The 15,154-nt window shown below is 42.2% G+C and carries 14 protein-coding genes and 1 riboswitch; of the genes, 9 read left to right on the top strand and 5 right to left on the bottom strand.

The annotated features are described in order from the left end of the window. Positions 1–5: 5 nt before the first annotated feature. The gene (locus ACPW7N_RS02580; protein ID WP_425649437.1) at positions 6–764 is read left to right on the top strand and encodes an MBL fold metallo-hydrolase; all 759 of its coding nucleotides are present in this window, start codon (positions 6–8) and stop codon (positions 762–764) included. A gap of 197 nt (positions 765–961) precedes the next feature. On the opposite strand, the gene ACPW7N_RS02575 is transcribed toward ACPW7N_RS02580, so the two are convergent. The 3 genes from ACPW7N_RS02575 to ACPW7N_RS02565 form a co-directional block, all read right to left on the bottom strand. Continuing rightward, positions 962–1,552, bottom strand: a complete 591-nt coding sequence (locus ACPW7N_RS02575; protein ID WP_425649436.1) for a tyrosine-type recombinase/integrase — start codon at positions 1,550–1,552, stop codon at positions 962–964. Positions 1,553–1,665: 113 nt separating this feature from the next. Then, positions 1,666–1,857: a hypothetical protein gene (locus ACPW7N_RS02570; protein WP_425649494.1), complete on the bottom strand. Its 192-nt coding sequence runs from the start codon at positions 1,855–1,857 to the stop codon at positions 1,666–1,668. An 11-nt stretch (positions 1,858–1,868) separates the two neighbouring features. Continuing rightward, a complete protein-coding gene (locus ACPW7N_RS02565; protein WP_425649489.1) occupies positions 1,869–1,967 on the bottom strand; it encodes an IS3 family transposase in 99 nt (32 codons plus the stop codon). Positions 1,968–2,124: 157 nt separating this feature from the next. On the opposite strand from ACPW7N_RS02565, the gene ACPW7N_RS02560 reads away from it, so the two are divergent. From ACPW7N_RS02560 to ACPW7N_RS02550, 3 genes are all read left to right on the top strand, one after another. Then, positions 2,125–2,730, top strand: coding sequence for a TetR/AcrR family transcriptional regulator (locus ACPW7N_RS02560; RefSeq protein ID WP_425649435.1), 606 nt, complete (start codon positions 2,125–2,127; stop codon positions 2,728–2,730). Between the two features lie 78 nt (positions 2,731–2,808). Next, complete coding sequence (locus tag ACPW7N_RS02555) at positions 2,809–4,512, top strand: MFS transporter (protein WP_425649434.1); 1,704 nt, start codon at positions 2,809–2,811, stop codon at positions 4,510–4,512. A 287-nt stretch (positions 4,513–4,799) separates the two neighbouring features. Next, on the top strand, positions 4,800–5,843 hold the full coding sequence (locus tag ACPW7N_RS02550) for an MBL fold metallo-hydrolase (RefSeq protein WP_425649433.1): 1,044 nt from the start codon (positions 4,800–4,802) through the stop codon (positions 5,841–5,843). Between the two features lie 320 nt (positions 5,844–6,163). On the opposite strand, the gene ACPW7N_RS02545 is transcribed toward ACPW7N_RS02550, so the two are convergent. Both ACPW7N_RS02545 and ACPW7N_RS02540 read right to left on the bottom strand, forming a co-directional pair. Then, entirely contained in the window at positions 6,164–6,709 is a 546-nt protein-coding gene (locus tag ACPW7N_RS02545) for a hypothetical protein (protein ID WP_425649432.1), read from the bottom strand. A 370-nt stretch (positions 6,710–7,079) separates the two neighbouring features. Continuing rightward, positions 7,080–7,727, bottom strand: a complete 648-nt coding sequence (locus ACPW7N_RS02540; RefSeq protein ID WP_425649431.1) for a GGDEF domain-containing protein — start codon at positions 7,725–7,727, stop codon at positions 7,080–7,082. An 87-nt stretch (positions 7,728–7,814) separates the two neighbouring features. Next, a riboswitch (cyclic di-GMP riboswitch) is annotated at positions 7,815–7,907 on the bottom strand. Between the two features lie 310 nt (positions 7,908–8,217). Between ACPW7N_RS02540 and ACPW7N_RS02535 the strand changes: the two genes are divergently transcribed. The 5 genes from ACPW7N_RS02535 to ACPW7N_RS02515 all read left to right on the top strand — a co-directional run bounded on the left by ACPW7N_RS02535 (position 8,218) and on the right by ACPW7N_RS02515 (position 15,132). Then, a complete protein-coding gene (locus ACPW7N_RS02535; protein WP_425649430.1) occupies positions 8,218–10,641 on the top strand; it encodes a diguanylate cyclase in 2,424 nt (807 codons plus the stop codon). 34 nt (positions 10,642–10,675) lie between these two features. Further along, the gene (locus ACPW7N_RS02530) at positions 10,676–12,721 is read left to right on the top strand and encodes a sensor domain-containing protein (RefSeq protein WP_425649429.1); all 2,046 of its coding nucleotides are present in this window, start codon (positions 10,676–10,678) and stop codon (positions 12,719–12,721) included. Positions 12,722–12,896: 175 nt separating this feature from the next. Continuing rightward, positions 12,897–13,283, top strand: coding sequence for a DoxX family protein (locus tag ACPW7N_RS02525; RefSeq protein WP_425649488.1), 387 nt, complete (start codon positions 12,897–12,899; stop codon positions 13,281–13,283). Between the two features lie 113 nt (positions 13,284–13,396). Further along, complete coding sequence (locus ACPW7N_RS02520; RefSeq protein WP_425649428.1) at positions 13,397–13,792, top strand: hypothetical protein; 396 nt, start codon at positions 13,397–13,399, stop codon at positions 13,790–13,792. A 146-nt stretch (positions 13,793–13,938) separates the two neighbouring features. Next, a complete protein-coding gene (locus tag ACPW7N_RS02515; protein WP_425649427.1) occupies positions 13,939–15,132 on the top strand; it encodes an MFS transporter in 1,194 nt (397 codons plus the stop codon). Positions 15,133–15,154: the final 22 nt, after the last annotated feature.

Below are 15,154 nucleotides of genomic sequence, written 5' to 3'. Positions count from 1 at the left end.
CTATCGTGTTTGTACAGAGACTGAATTGGGCAGGAGTGTTAGTCCGTTATAACCAAACCACAATCGTGATCGATCCGCTATATTATGTTAACGAAGGATTTTTTGGCAAAACTCATGAGACATTTCATTCCTTGGATGAATTTGGTCCAGTCGATGCTGTGCTGGTAACACACGTACATTCTGACCACTTCGACCATAAAGCAATTGTCACATTCTATGGGAAACATACACCCGTTTTTCTGCCGTCCGAATCTGCGGAAGCAGCCAAATCAACAGAGTTAACTAACGTGACAGGTGTTGCAAAACATCAGTCTATTGAAATTGGAGATCTTACCATTACCGCAACATATGCCGTGGATGGATTAGGTGACCCGCAAATCTCCTGGATTGTCCAAGCGGGAGAGGCGAAACTCATTCACACGGGGGATACGTTATGGCATGGATACTGGTGGAAAATCGCAGAGGAGTACGGTCCAATCGATATCGCTTGCCTACCAGTAAATGCGGCGATGATTCAAGAAGAAGGGGTAATCCCCAGTCATCAACCAATCTGTTTGACTCCCGAGCAAGCGGTAGCAGCAGGGGCCATCCTGAAAGCGAAATGGCTCCTTCCCATTCATTATGGTGCCTTCCACAATCCACCGGGCTATCAACAAACACCGGATATTCTTACACGACTAACCGCCAGCGCCAAGGAACGAGATCTTTCTTTATTACTGCTTAAATCCTCAGAATCATTTGAAATTGCTTCTTGTTGTCAATAACCTAAGTAGACATTTTTATACAGAAAAAGACCATCCTATATCAACTTATCAAGACCTAAACTTAAGAAAATCAAATAAAATAAAGGGTTCCACATATTAGTCATGCATAATATGTGGAGCCCTTTATTTTTAGCTTTCATATCCGTTAGTTGGGGTAGTACCAGCGAAGCTGACACCACCCGCAAAGTAGATGGTAATTAAATGGATAATTTATTGATGACCTCGTTGTACTCCTGCTGGGCATCAGTGATCGCCAGCTTTGAATAAACTTCCAACGACTTACGGCTTTCGTGGCCGGAAAAAGGCTGTATGAGTGCGTCATCGATGCCCTGCTTTTTTAGCCAGGTCAGCAGGAAATGCCGTAGCTTGTGCGGCGACAGATTTTGCACAAGACCGGCTTCCTCTGAATATTTGGCCAGAATCTTTCGTATTCCCCGATCCGTATATTTTTTCTTCCACGATGATTCGAACAGGTAAACCGCCTGCTTCTTTTTCATTGAATCGGCGTGCATGGCCAGCATTTCTTTGAATGATTGAGGGAATGGAACGATGCGATCCTTGCTCCCTTTGCCCTTGTTAATCCGGATTTGGCAGTAGTGGAAATCAACATCGGACAACTTGATGTTGATTAGTTCGCTTACCCGAACGCCGGTAAATAGCAGCGTCTTGACGATCATCATGTCTTGAAAGTTCTTCGCTTGCCAAACCACATCGTAGTAGCGCTTAAGCTCCTCTTCTGTTGGAACATAAGGGAGCTTCTTTGCTGTTTTTGGAACCTCTACCTCCAACTCTGCTCGAAGATGCTGAAACAGGCTTTTGAGATAGGCATAATCTGGCCGTTCCCCCCGGAGATACTTCGCCAGCTCCTACGCTTTGCGTTTCGGGGATATGCGTCTTTCACTCACGCAATAACACCTTCTTCCAACGGAAGGCGTTCACTCATGTTCAGCCTAAAAGTGCCGTAAGGGTTTACGTGCGTGTAGATCAGCGGGGTAAGCGCCCGCAAATCTTCCGGAGTCATCATATCGAACCATTTACGGTCGGATAAGATGCTTTGCAGCATAATTGTAAGTAACTCATATTGTGGACACAAATTAAAACAACCTATGCAGTTAAAAGATGGCTTCTATATTCATCAGGAGTCATTTTCTTTAATATCCACTGATATCGCTCGGAGTTGTAGTGATGAATGAATGTATGTATGTATCGATCCGAGAGCGTAATCTTCTATTGTTTTGCAATCGTTAATATCTATATGATCGGTATTAAAGATTATCGACATATATTTTTTAGAATATTATTGACCGACGGACGGTCGGTGAATTATAATTGGAAAAAATTGAAAGAGATGTGATAATCGATGGCCAGGACACGTGACGAAGGGCTTAACGAAATTATACAAACGGCCGAACGTCTGTTTTTGGAAAAAGGCTTCGAAAAAACAACGGTTCAGGATATTGTGCAACGAATGGGCATTGCAAAAGGAACGTTTTATCATTATTTCAAATCGAAAGATGAGTTAGTTGATCACCTGCTTGAGCGTTACTCTGATCGCCTTATTCACGTAATGGAAATGACTGCGCGTAACAGTCAAATAGATGCGATTCATAAATTTGAACAGATGGCCAAATCTTTTATTTATTTTGAAGGTTGGAATAGCGACCTCATGAGTTACATCCATCAAAATGAAAGTTTAGTGCTGAATCATTTGTTTGAAGTTCGATGTAATAACGAAATTAAGCCACTTGTACAATCTGTTATCGAAGAAGGTGTTGAGGCTGGTTTGTTCAATGTGGAATTTCCAAAGCAAACTGCTTTTATGATCGTAGCGGTATTTGACTGTATTTTTGACGACGACTGTTTACGATCGGGTATTATTGAACCAGAAGTTCTTGCTGCGATGGAAGATTTTTCAAATCGATTATTAGGGGCGAAACAAAAATTTAATTTTTCTAAGGATGAATGACAGTGGTTTCGGCAACTGAGATTGCAGGACAACAATGGTTGCAAAACAACAATATTATAGAGAGGGAGATGGCAGCGGGTGAACAATTTGAGTAGGGGTAGAACAACACTAACATTTATTGGTATTATTTTAGGATATTTTATCGCACTGCTGGATACAACAATTGTGAATATTTCATTGCCGAAAACGGCTGAATATTTTAATCGTGATGTGAGAGATATTAGTTGGATCATAAATGGATACAATATAGCATTTGCGGTATTGATGTTAACAGCTTCGCGCATAGCGGATCAATTTGGTCGCAAAAAACTTTTTCTCATTGGACTAATTTTGTTTACGTTAACTTCTTTTTTGTGCGGAATCGCATCAACACTTGATTTACTCATTTTGTTTCGTGTGTTGCAAGGCTTAAGTGCGGCCATTATTGTACCCGTCACCATTCCGCTTGCCATTCAACTTTTTCCGAAAGAAAAACATGGCGCTGTTCTAGGGATCTGGGGAGCAATAGCAGGCGTGGCTAGTGCAAGTGGGCCAGCACTAGGAGGAATTTTGACCGAGTACTTCAATTGGCAGTCTGTATATTTCGTAAATCTTCCGATTGCTATCATTTCGTTTATCGTTTCTTACATATTAATAAAAGAGTCTTACGACAAAACCGCTAGCAAAAACATGGATATTGCAGGAATGTTAACGATTTCAGTTGCCATTTTTTGTTTCACTTTAGGATTAATAGAGACATCGGATTATGGTTGGAGTTCCTTCTACGTGTTATCGTTATTCGCAGGATCATTATTGTCAATTAAATTGTTTATAGTTGTTGAAAGAAGATCAAAAGATCCGATGCTCCCCTTGTCATTGATACGCATTTCAACCTTTACCACTTCTTCCACTGCACTATTATTTACTTCGATTGGAACGTCTGCTGGAAGTTTTTTAATCGCCTTTTACTTAACAAGTTTACGTAATATGTCTGTGCTTGAAGCGGGAATGACGATCATTGCAAGCTCTTTGACTGCAACGGTATTTTCGGTAGTTTCCGGGCCGGTTTCTGAAAAAATAGGTGGTCGCTTTTTGTCAAGTATCGGTTTGACCATTATCACTGTAGCGGTTTATTTATTTGGCAGCCTAGATGCGGATTCGTCTCGCTTTGACGCGGTGTGGCGACTTTCTCTGTTAGGTGCAGGGCTTGGTATATCGGTTGTGCCGCTTTTTGGTTCAGCTGTTAACAACATTCCTGCCGACAAGCTTGGGATCGTTTCAGGAGTTACCAATGTGGCTCGTACACTCGGGATGGTAATCGGTGTCGCTCTATTAGCTACGATACTGAGCAGTAATATGAAGAACGAACTTTCAACTGCTCGTGACAAAGCTATACAAACGATTCAAGCTTCCGCACTTGATGCGTCTATGAAAGACGGAATGATTACAAGTATTCAATCAATGAACTATGAATCGCTACAAGAAGGAAACGCCCAGCAAAAGATGACATTAGAGAAAGTTTTGGAACAGGTCGATCAACGTGAAAAGGAAGCATTTCTTCAAGCACCAAGTCAAATGCAGGAAACGATTAAAGTAGCTTTTGATCATAATCGAGAACAGATTAAACAGTTGTGGCCAAGTATCAATGCTGAAATACGATCGGATATGGCAAAGGGATTTAGCTCAACTTTTCATTTGGTTAGTTTCTTACTTATTCCAAGCATATTCATCGCTTTCTTCTCGGATAAACGAAGACAAAAGGTCAATGGTGAAACCAAGAGAACGGAGGTCATCTCACATTAAATGTGGTATTGGACAAGAGGATTTAGATCAGTGCTTCTACCAGGTTAATTTGCATTTTTGATATGTGTTCATATCCCACCCCAATATTACTTAGGAGCTCAAACACCTCGTTTCGCATCAAGAAAATTCATTGCTCGGATTGCTTGAAACATATGTCCTTCAATGGCCAATAACCAAAATACGGAAATAAATTAAACATGAAACGACGCCAGGGCTGAAAGTCGTTAAAAGTTTATTCAAAGCTTGTGTTTACCGACGCGCAGAATGAATATGAGGAGAGTAAACAGATGGACGATTGGAATCGATCGAGGCGAGCCAAAAACGGCAAATTCCAGAACGAAATCCCAGTGATCGTGAAATTTAGGGCAGGAGACATTGTATCCATGCTTCGTGAATTCCTATCCGCTAAGACTCAGAGAAGGCCGAAGCAGCCGCTTCCTATCGTCCCCCTTCAGCGTGGCACGCTAAGCGACGGAAAAGACAAGATCTTTTGGTTCGGACATTCGGCGTCCTTGCTGCAGATTGGAGGCAAAACGATCCTGCTTGATCCGATGCTTGGCAAGAACCCGTCGCCGCTTCCTTTCTCCCGCAATCGCAGATTCAGCGTCAAGCTGCCAATTACTATTGAGGAACTTCCTCCGATCGATTTCGTTGTTCTGTCTCACGATCACCACGATCATCTGGATTCTTCCTCTATCCGTAAGCTTATTCCGAAAACTGGCACTTTCCTCGTTCCGCTCGGAGTCGGCAAGCGAATCCGGAAAAGAGGAGCGTCGCCCGATACCGTCATCGAGCTGGACTGGGGAGAAGAACGGATCGTTCAGGGCATTCGCTTCACTTGCACGCCCGCGAGACATTTCTCGGGAAGAGGGCTGTTCGATCAGGATTCCACCCTATGGTGCTCGTGGGTAATCAAGACAGAGAAGAGAAGTCTCTTCTACAGCGGGGACGGAGGTTACGGTCCTCACTTTAAGCGAATAGGTCGTCAGCACGGACCGTTCGAACTGGCCTTTATGGAATGCGGGCAATATATAGAATGCGGGCAATATTACAAGCGGTGGAGCGGCGTGCATATGCTTCCGGAGGAGACGGTACAAGCGCATCGTGACGTCCAGGGAGGAGTTCTGCTGCCCGTACACTGGGGGGGGTTCACTTTGGCGCTGCATGATTGGAACGAACCTCCAAGAAGGTTATCGGCCGCAGCCGAAGAGCAAAGCATCCCATACCATATTCCTAGAATCGGCGAAGCGATCTATCTGGATCAGATTCCGCTATCTCCACAGCGAGATTTTTGGTGGCAGGATCTGGGGAGAAGAGAATTTCCTATTTAATTACCATCTACTTTGCGGGTGGTGTCAGCTTCGCTGGTACTACCCCTAGTTGAACGGCTCTTTAGAATTATCTTCTGGCAACGGGTGAAAAACAAACCACACGGAATATGTGGTGCGGTTCTATAGTATGGAATTTCGATGTCACTCAAAATACGGATTTGTTTGTGGATTCCAATATGAAATGACGTTGTCGATCAGATATGAACGTATTTTCCACTCTTTGATCAAAAGGTAGATACCCTATCAGAAGCCAGTCATTCACCATTTGTTATTTAGGGACGGGATATTGATTATCAGCATCCCGTCCTTATTTTAACGTTTCAGACTGTTTCGGTAATGGGCAGAAGATCATTTACCGGATAAAGCGTTTTATGTAATTCTTCTCTAAAGTGATGGCACCATACATTTAAAAATGCTGTTCTCACCGTTTCTTCCCAGATTAGGCTTAGCTTCATGCCAAGCTGGTTGAACAATAAATGATAACCCCTATTTGTTGTCTTTACGCTCTCCATTTGTCTTTTTAATTCGGTCTGTTTACTTGTGTCCCAGCCCAATGCAATACATAACATAGCGCTAACCTCTGAAAATGCATCATAAATTGAATCATACACATGCTCTTCTGGAAAGTAGCCAGGTAATCTGAAGACCTTCTCTATTTCTGATTCAGACTGTGAGGAATCACCGTCAATCAAGCATATAGAAGGAGCCTTTCGTCCCGGATTTTGATTGTTAAATTTATTAATTTGGACAGCGTTTCCGTCTCCACCAATATAATGGACTTCAATTGATTGCAGGTCCGCACCATAATATCTCAGCATAGATTCAACCCACAGTTTGGTAAATTCGTCCTCAGTATAAATAATCAATCGAGTTTCCTGAGTGTGACGTAATTCTCTCAGCGAAGAAATTTTCAACCTGCCTTGAGTCAGCCTACCGTTTAATGAAGCCCATATAGCTTCTCCTGGTAAAGGCAGTAAGGCATAGTCAGAGTGGGTCGTAAAAATAGTTTGTATTCTTAGGCGGCTTGCAGCTTCAATAAGATATTCAACCAGTCGAACAGACGCTATTGGCTATGGGCTACGTCCTCCACAAATAAAAACATATGTTCTCTTAATGTTTACATTTTATACATTTTGAACAATATTCTCAATGTCTAAATATCGAATCTATCATATAAAAAATAGTGGATATATGCTCATAAATTGAACAAATTATCCACTATTTATTGTAGTCTAATTAAGAAAATACAGGCTGGTCTTTTTTTTCTCTTTTTGCTGAGTACATATGAGAGTCAGCAACATGGATGAGATCTTCCAATGTTGTTGCGTCGCTTGGGAAGACAGAAATCCCGATGGAGGCAGAAACAGTTGCCCGATACGATTTGGATAATTGCTGGAGCTGAAGCTGGATCACTGATTTGAGCTCCAACGCTTCTTCCAGTTCGGTTCTTGGCAAGATGAGGATAAATTCGTCACCGCCCCAGCGTGCTACCAATCCACCCTTCTTCACGCTTTGCTTCAGGATCGTTGCCACGTTTTTCAATACATAGTCTCCAAAAACATGCCCGAATTCATCGTTCAAAAGTTTGAAATTATTCAAATCCACGACAATCACGCATACCTTTTCATTATGGCGGATCATTTTCTTTAGCAGTTTGTCGATCGTAGATGAGATATACCGACGATTATAGACACTGGTCAATTCATCATTTTCAGCTATGTAAATGGTCTTATCAAATTTCCAGCCCAAAGCCCAGAAAATGGCTAGATAGAATAGATGGATTAAAAGAATGGTCACATTGAAATCGGGATAGTAGAAGGGTACATTCATACAGATAAAACTGAACAGCAATGCCGTTATTGTGATTCTTCCACTGTATTTCATTCTTTACATCACCCCATATAGTCAGGTAAATAGAAAAATGACTATTCAGTCGAAAGAATAGCCATCTCATGGTATGGGTCCATTCTTTTCGGAAACCCGGCGATCATAGGTATTAAATCATACACCCTTAGACCCGTAGCTTTGCGTCCCTCTTTTTCAAGAGGTTTGCCATTATCGAAGAATTGATATTGTAAAGACTTTGTTACCAATTATACACTATGTTAATATGGTATAAAAGAACTAAATCGGAAAATTGCTTTTTTTTGTAAAAAAAATTCTGATTCGTTTTTTATTATTACGATATGCACCTGACAGGCAAGCTATTCCAAATTTTTTCAATCGTGAACGAAATGTTATAAATAGATATCAAGAACCACTTCTTTTTACCTATTAGAATTGTTATAAATATCTTATGGTATGAATGGTAGGTTACGACCAGTATTTATGCTGGTCTTCCTTGTTTTAAGGCACATAAAGGTGGTTATTGACAATGGTTCAAAGAGACATCATGAGTGCGTTCAAAATTCGATCAATTAAACAGCAATTGCGGTTTCGGGTAAGTTTTCTCATCATTCTCATTGGACTATTAATTTTTATCCCTATCATTCTGATCGAACGTAATCACCACCAAGAAGAGTCAATGAAAAGGCTGGAGGAAGCGACAAAATATCAGAAGATGTACGTAGAAAAGTGGATTCAACAACGATCCGCAGAAGTTGCCATCATTGCAAGCATGCCAGCAACGGTTTTATTGGAAAAGGAGAGGATGCTTGCGAATTTCGATTCCTTTGTAAAAAAACAGAGTGAGTTTGATTCACTTGTCTATATTAACAAGGACGGGTTCACCGAAGTTGACACCAATTCTCCCCCGGGAATCAGTCTATCGGATCGGGACTATTTTCTAGAAGCCAAAAAAGGCAACAGCTTTATCACGGATGTACTGATAGGAAGAGCATCGGGGAAACCTCGCATTATTTTCTCATCCCCCGTTTTTACCCCTGACAAACAATTCAATGGAGTGGTTTTTGGTGCAGTCGATCTAACCACGATCAACCGATTAATGAAGAACTTCACGATTGGCAATTCGGGAGAAACCTACATTGTGAATCGGGAAGGAATCATGTTAACGGAATCAAGGTTTACACAAGAATTGATTTCAAAAGGACAAATACCCGATACGGCAAAGTTGAATTATCAAATAGATACAGAGATCATTCAAAACGCGCTTGCAGGAAAACACAAGTTGGATGGCTATGTGGATTATCGTGGTAATCAGGTTATTGGAACGTATCAATGGACGAATAACGGAAAGTGGATCATTTTAGCAGAAATTGATCAGGAAGAAGTAGAGGCGCCGTTTCGTTCCTTTTCGCTAATGATGATTTTTATCCTGCTATTCACGATGCTGGTTGGTCATTTTCTCATGATCCGATTATCATCCAAACTCACGGAGCCGATTCAGTCTTTGCTTGATGGAGTTAGAAACCTGCGCAAGGGCAATTATCAGAACATAATCGAAGAACATCATAAGTTTGGGGATGTCATTGAATTGCAGGAACTTTGTCAGACGTTCAATCAGATGGCAACGACTATTGACGAAAAAATTCAAACGACACAAAAAATCAAGAACCAGCTTGCCCTTATTTATCATTCGGTATCCGATCTGATCTCACTTTATGAAATCAAAAATCAATCTGAATTTTTTTGTCGATCAGTCAATCAAACCTACCTTACAGTTACAAGACAAGAAGAGAGTCAGGTGGTAGGAAAAGAGCTGAGCGAGTTGCTCACACCTGAAAAACTTTCATTCACCCTTAGTAAATTCAAGCAGGCGGTTGAGTTCGGGAGTATCGTGACGTATGAAGAAGTGGTTACTCTGCACAGAGGCGAACTCCTTGTGGAAAATACCATCCATCCCATTGTGGATGAGCGAGGGGAAGTTACCTTTCTGCTTGGCGTTGCCCGTGATATTACGGAACGGAAAAAAACGGAGCTATTACTAGAAGAGAGCAACCAACGGTACAAATCATTGTTTGATCATAATCCCAATGTGTGTTTTGCTTTGGACAAAACAGGGAATTTCATTAATGTAAATTACATGGCATCAGAGATATCCGGTTATCAGAAAGAAGAGCTGCTCTATCGTTCTTCTAGACACATCATTGTACCTGATGATCAGGCAAAAGCGTTATGTAATTTTACAGAAGTAATTGAGGGAGCATCAACCTATATTGAACTTAGGATTATGCATGCGGCTGGTCGTGTGGTTGAACTGGGTGTGACCGCCGTTCCAATAAAAGTGAGAGAACAGATTGTTGGAGCCATTGGTGTGGCAGAAGACATAACGGAGAAGAAAATGGCAGATGCAAGGATGAAAGAAGCAAATCAGATGCTGCAACGTTTATCGAAGCTGGATGGTTTGACTGAGATTGCAAACAGAAGGCACTTTGACGAAGTAATGGATATAGAATGGAATCGGTGTCGTAAAGAGTCGAAAGAGCTTTCATTAATCATGCTGGATATTGATTATTTCAAGCTATTCAACGATCAATATGGACATTTGGGCGGAGATGAATGCCTGAAACGAATCGCTCAATCAATCGAAGGAGCCCTGGATCGACCGAATGATTTGGCTGCCAGATACGGAGGCGAGGAGTTCGCAGTTATTCTTCCTGATACCGATATGGGGTCAGCTTTTTCGATCGCAGAAAAAATTAGAACAAATATTGAATTATTACAAATATCACATGCAGGTTCAAAAGTTAGTGATATCGTTACTATTAGTTTGGGAATCAGTACGGTCAAGCCTGAGCCTGGTATAGAAAGCAAACTTGTCATTGAACAGGCAGACTTTGCTCTATACCGAGCGAAAAAAGCAGGCTGCAACAGAGTCATGTATTATGAGCAACAGTAGAACTCAACGTTTCAACCTCGGGGGATGTCAGCAGATGGAAAGAGATGCAAACTTTTATCGTCTTATTGTAGAGAATTTGTCAGAGGGTTTGATAATCACAGATCAAACGGGAGAAATCCAGTTTGTTAACAATGCATTTACATATGTGACTGGCTATTCCTTTGAAGAACTGATCGGGCGGAATCCTCGGTTGCTCAAGTCTGGCTTACATGACAAGCAGTTCTATGAAGAAATGTGGAGCAGCCTGTTAGTCACGGGCAGGTGGGAAGGTGAAATCTGGAACAATCGGAAAAGTGGAGAGTTGTATCTGGAGTACCTGACCATCTGGGCTTATTACAATGAAAAAGGTAAAGTCACCAATTATGTGGGTCTTCTCTCTGATATTACGATCCATAGGAGAATTGAGGACTCGCTTTGGCAAAGTAACCATGTCTTGAAGTCATTAATCGAAGCGTCGCCGATCGGTATTGTAACACTCGACAAATCACGGAAAGTGACCATGTGGAATCCGGCAGCGGAAGAAATTTTTGGTTGGAAAAAACACGAAATTATGAATCGTCAGTACCCGATTATCCCAGAAGATCAAGCAGAGGAATTCGATAAGATTTTCGATGATGTGATCAACAAGAATAAAAAGTTTACTGGTCTGGAAGTCGAGCGGATTACCAAAGATGGCTTCAAAAAATGGGTAAGCCTGTCTACTTCAAAGCTGGTGGACGCAAGCAATAATATTGTTGGATTCATCGCTATGTTCAAGGATATAACGGAGAACAAACTGGCTGAAGAAAGAATCAATTTCCTCGCCTATCACGATGAGTTGACTCGATTGCCTAACCGGAGAGCGTTGCGAGATACGATCGATGATGCCATTGTTTCCTCCGGTGAAAAAGACTCTTCCTTTGCCATCATGTTTATTGACCTTGATCAATTCAAAAAAGTGAATGACTCGCTTGGGCATCAATACGGAGATAATTTGCTGATTTCACTTTCGAAGCGCATGTCCAATTGCTTGCGACCGATGGATGATCTGTTTCGTATTGGCGGAGATGAATTTGCTATTTTCCTGTACGGAGTGAAAACAGAGGAAGAAGTTTGTGATCTGGCCCAACAAATCATTGAATGTGTGGAAAGCCCCGTTATTTACGACGGATATGAGTTCCACATTTCCTGCAGTATCGGAATTGCCATGTATCCTACCGACGGAGAGGATACAGAGACGCTGTTGAAAAATGCGGATACGGCCATGTATCGGGTAAAGGACAGGGGGAGCCGCTTTCAATTCTATACGAAGAGTATGAATGAAAAAGCGCATGAGAAAATCATCTTCGAAAATGATTTGTATCGAGCGTTGGAACGCGACGAATTTATGATTTACTATCAACCGCAAATCCACGTCAAAACAGGAAAAGTTGTAGGGGCAGAAGCGTTGCTTCGCTGGAATCATCCCAAGTGGGGGCTTGTTTCGCCGGCTCAGTTTATACCGCTTGCAGAGGAGACAGGCTTAATCATCCCGATTGGCGAGTGGGTCATGCGAACCGCTTGCACACAGATGGTCGAGTGGAATTCAGGGCGAATCTCCGAGCCCCTCACGATCGCGGTGAACCTGTCTTCGCGGCAGTTCATCAAACACGATCTGGTGAGCACGGTGAAAAGAGTCCTGCAAGAAACCAACTGCGATCCACAACTGGTGGAGCTGGAGATTACAGAGAGCATGGCAATGGATGTAGGACATGCCATGACGACATTGAAAGAGCTGAAGGATCTGGGCGTAAAAATCGGCATGGATGATTTTGGGACAGGATATAGCTCTCTCAGTTATCTCAAAAAACTTCCCATCGACAAGCTGAAGATAGACCAGTCGTTTTTGCGAGAATTGGAGATTGATAAGAACGATGCGGCCATTGTAGCAACCATCATATCTATGGCTCATAACCTCAATTTAAAAGTAAATGCAGAAGGCGTGGAGACGGGCAATCAGTATAAATTCCTCATCCAGCATCGATGCGATGAAGCACAGGGATATTTCTTCAGCAAACCGATTCCGGCAAACGAGTTTGCTGCCAGATACTTAAAAAAATAGAATGAAACAATACCGACCTCTTCGGGGCTTTCCGAAGAGGTTTCTTTGTTTTTTAGGACAAGTTAGTTATTTTAAATTAGTGGCTTGACAAATGTAAGTAACGTACCGTATTATACTTACATAAAGTAAGTTAAGCTTTATCAAAAACAATTTTTGGAGAGGAAGCGTGAGCAATATGATGAATCTTGGATTGTTAGTCATTCGTTTGATCGTAGGTCTGATCATGGCAGGCCATGGAGCACAGAAATTATTTGGATGGTTCGGAGGGTATGGTCTCAAAGGAACAGGTGGCTGGCTGGAGTCAATCGGCGTGAAACCAGGTGTATTGATGGCAGCCATTGCAGGATTACTGGAGCTGGTAGGTGGGCTGATGTTTGCTGCAGGTGTATTTACTCCGGTAGCCGCAGCGATGATTGTTATGATCATGCTCGTCGCTATGTTCAAGGTGCACGCTCAAAATGGATTCTGGGTTACCTCCAACGGTATTGAATACAATCTGGTGTTGATTGCGATTGCTGTAGGGGTTGCACTCATTGGTCCTGGAGCGTATGTATTGTTCTAAGTCGATTTACGCTGAGTAAAGAAATTTGATATTACGTGATGGCCATCACTATCTTTCACTCGACTACTTTTTAAGATAGAAGAGATAAAATGGTAAGGAGTGGATGGCAGCGGATGGCTAACCGTAGCGTGTTATTTTTTGTAACCATCATTGCGATGGGGTTCGTTTATATGAGTATCGCAGTCCATGAAGTAGCGTGGTTCTACTCATTTGGGTGGGTCATCGGGTTATTGGGAATCGCTTCATTTGTAGCCTTGTTTCCGGTTTCATCAATTATTCGTTTACTCGGCCTTATTGTGCAAATTTTCGCTTTATTCTTACCGATCAAAGTGTATACGACGCTCAATGAGCTGCAGGTTTATCACCTGAAAAGTCTGGAAAGCATTGATCCGGTACAAATTTTAGGGCAGCTTTTCACTATTATCGGTGTTCTGGTCACATTTGCGTTTCTGCTGTACTGGTTTATCCGTCGCAAATGGGATCTTGAAACCAATCATGCATTGGACTAGAAAGCAAGCTGAATGTCTAACCGAACCTGGTTAGGCATTTTTCTTTTTTGAAAATTAGTAATAATGATAATCATTTTTAATTGACGAATGAAGGTAATCGTTATAATGTAAACCTTGTTCCGTCCATACACGGAAGGAGGTTCACAATGTCTTTTCGATATGCAAATTTCAATTGGTTTGTCGTCGGTAGTTTTTTTTCTCGAACCGGTGACTGGTTTGATAAATTGGCACTCAACTGGTTTATTTTCAGTATTACAGGTTCGGCATTTTACATTGGACTGGTCGAGTTTTTTGGCTTGATTCCAGTACTTTTATTCAGCGTGATCGGCGGTGTGATTGCGGATCGATGGGATCGCCGCAAGGTATTGATTGTTTCACAAGTCGGGGCGATGATTTGCACGTTTGCCATTGTGATTGTGCTGATGAAATTTTATTCTTTCATTCTGTTATCTGTACTTTTGTTTATACGAGGGATATTTCTAGCTATCGAAATTCCCGCTCGCAATGCAATGATCCCTAATCTTGTCCCAAAAGAGGAAATGACTAGTGCCGTATCTTTTTTTAGTACGATACTCAATGCGTCACGCATTGTCGGTCCCATGCTCGCCGGATTTCTGTTGGGAGTTTATCAGGCACCGATTCTTATCTTGATCAATGCATGCAGTTTTCTCATCGTAATCTATTCCTTGTATAAAATCAGTCCTGTCGAGCAGGAAATGACGCCCCAGAATTCAGAGCTTGGAGTTGTTCAGGGCGTTCGTGAAGCAATCGATTATTTGCGTTTCCATCCGTTTGTGCTGGGAGTTTTCATACTGGGCACAGTCCCCATGATTTTCGGCTTTCCCTATTCAACGCTGCTTCCTGTCTTTGCAAAAGAAATCCTGCAGGCGGGCCCATCCGGATTTGGTTTGTTGCTGTCAGCTAATGCGGTAGGCTCTGTTTTGTGTACCCTGGTTTTGGGTTGGGGAGTTGTCAAAATTCCAAAGGGCAGGCTGTTATTCGGGTGTATCGTTGGCTTTGGAGCTGGATTGATTTTCTTTGCCTTCTCCCATTGGATGATGCTCTCTCTTTTGCTGATGTTCCTGGTGGGCGTGTTTAGCATGGGCTACCGGATTGTAGAGCGGTTGATCATTCAAGAGACGATTCCTGATCATATGAGGGGGCGTATTTTGAGTATCGTCATGATGGACTCGGGGCTTGTGCCTCTCGGGAATGTTTTGATCGGATTTTGCAGTGTCTACATAGGGCCCGTTCTCGCACTGTGTCTAATGGGTGGAATCTGTATCCTGACAGCATCGGTTGTGCTCTTGAAAAATCGTGAAGTAATCTCTGTATCGTAGCGGCGAAAGGAAAAACGATCAC

It is taken from the genome of Brevibacillus nigriterrae, assembly GCF_049846925.1.
In the GTDB taxonomy this organism is placed as follows: Bacteria; Bacillota; Bacilli; order Brevibacillales; family Brevibacillaceae; genus Brevibacillus_H.
Note: the sequence above shows the minus strand (reverse complement) of the source record. Positions and strands in the feature narration are given on the sequence as shown.

What these genes read in the sequence shown, in the direction of transcription:
- ACPW7N_RS02530 (WP_425649429.1), top strand. Translation starts at nt 10,676, where the DNA reads ATGGAAAGAGATGCAAACTTTTATCGTCTTATTGTAGAGAATTTGTCA.
- ACPW7N_RS02540 (WP_425649431.1), bottom strand. Translation starts at nt 7,727, where the DNA reads ATGAAATACAGTGGAAGAATCACAATAACGGCATTGCTGTTCAGTTTT.
- ACPW7N_RS02550 (WP_425649433.1), top strand. Translation starts at nt 4,800, where the DNA reads ATGGACGATTGGAATCGATCGAGGCGAGCCAAAAACGGCAAATTCCAG.
- ACPW7N_RS02535 (WP_425649430.1), top strand. Translation starts at nt 8,218, where the DNA reads ATGGTTCAAAGAGACATCATGAGTGCGTTCAAAATTCGATCAATTAAA.
- ACPW7N_RS02560 (WP_425649435.1), top strand. Translation starts at nt 2,125, where the DNA reads ATGGCCAGGACACGTGACGAAGGGCTTAACGAAATTATACAAACGGCC.
- ACPW7N_RS02520 (WP_425649428.1), top strand. Translation starts at nt 13,397, where the DNA reads ATGGCTAACCGTAGCGTGTTATTTTTTGTAACCATCATTGCGATGGGG.
- ACPW7N_RS02525 (WP_425649488.1), top strand. Translation starts at nt 12,897, where the DNA reads ATGATGAATCTTGGATTGTTAGTCATTCGTTTGATCGTAGGTCTGATC.
- ACPW7N_RS02515 (WP_425649427.1), top strand. Translation starts at nt 13,939, where the DNA reads ATGTCTTTTCGATATGCAAATTTCAATTGGTTTGTCGTCGGTAGTTTT.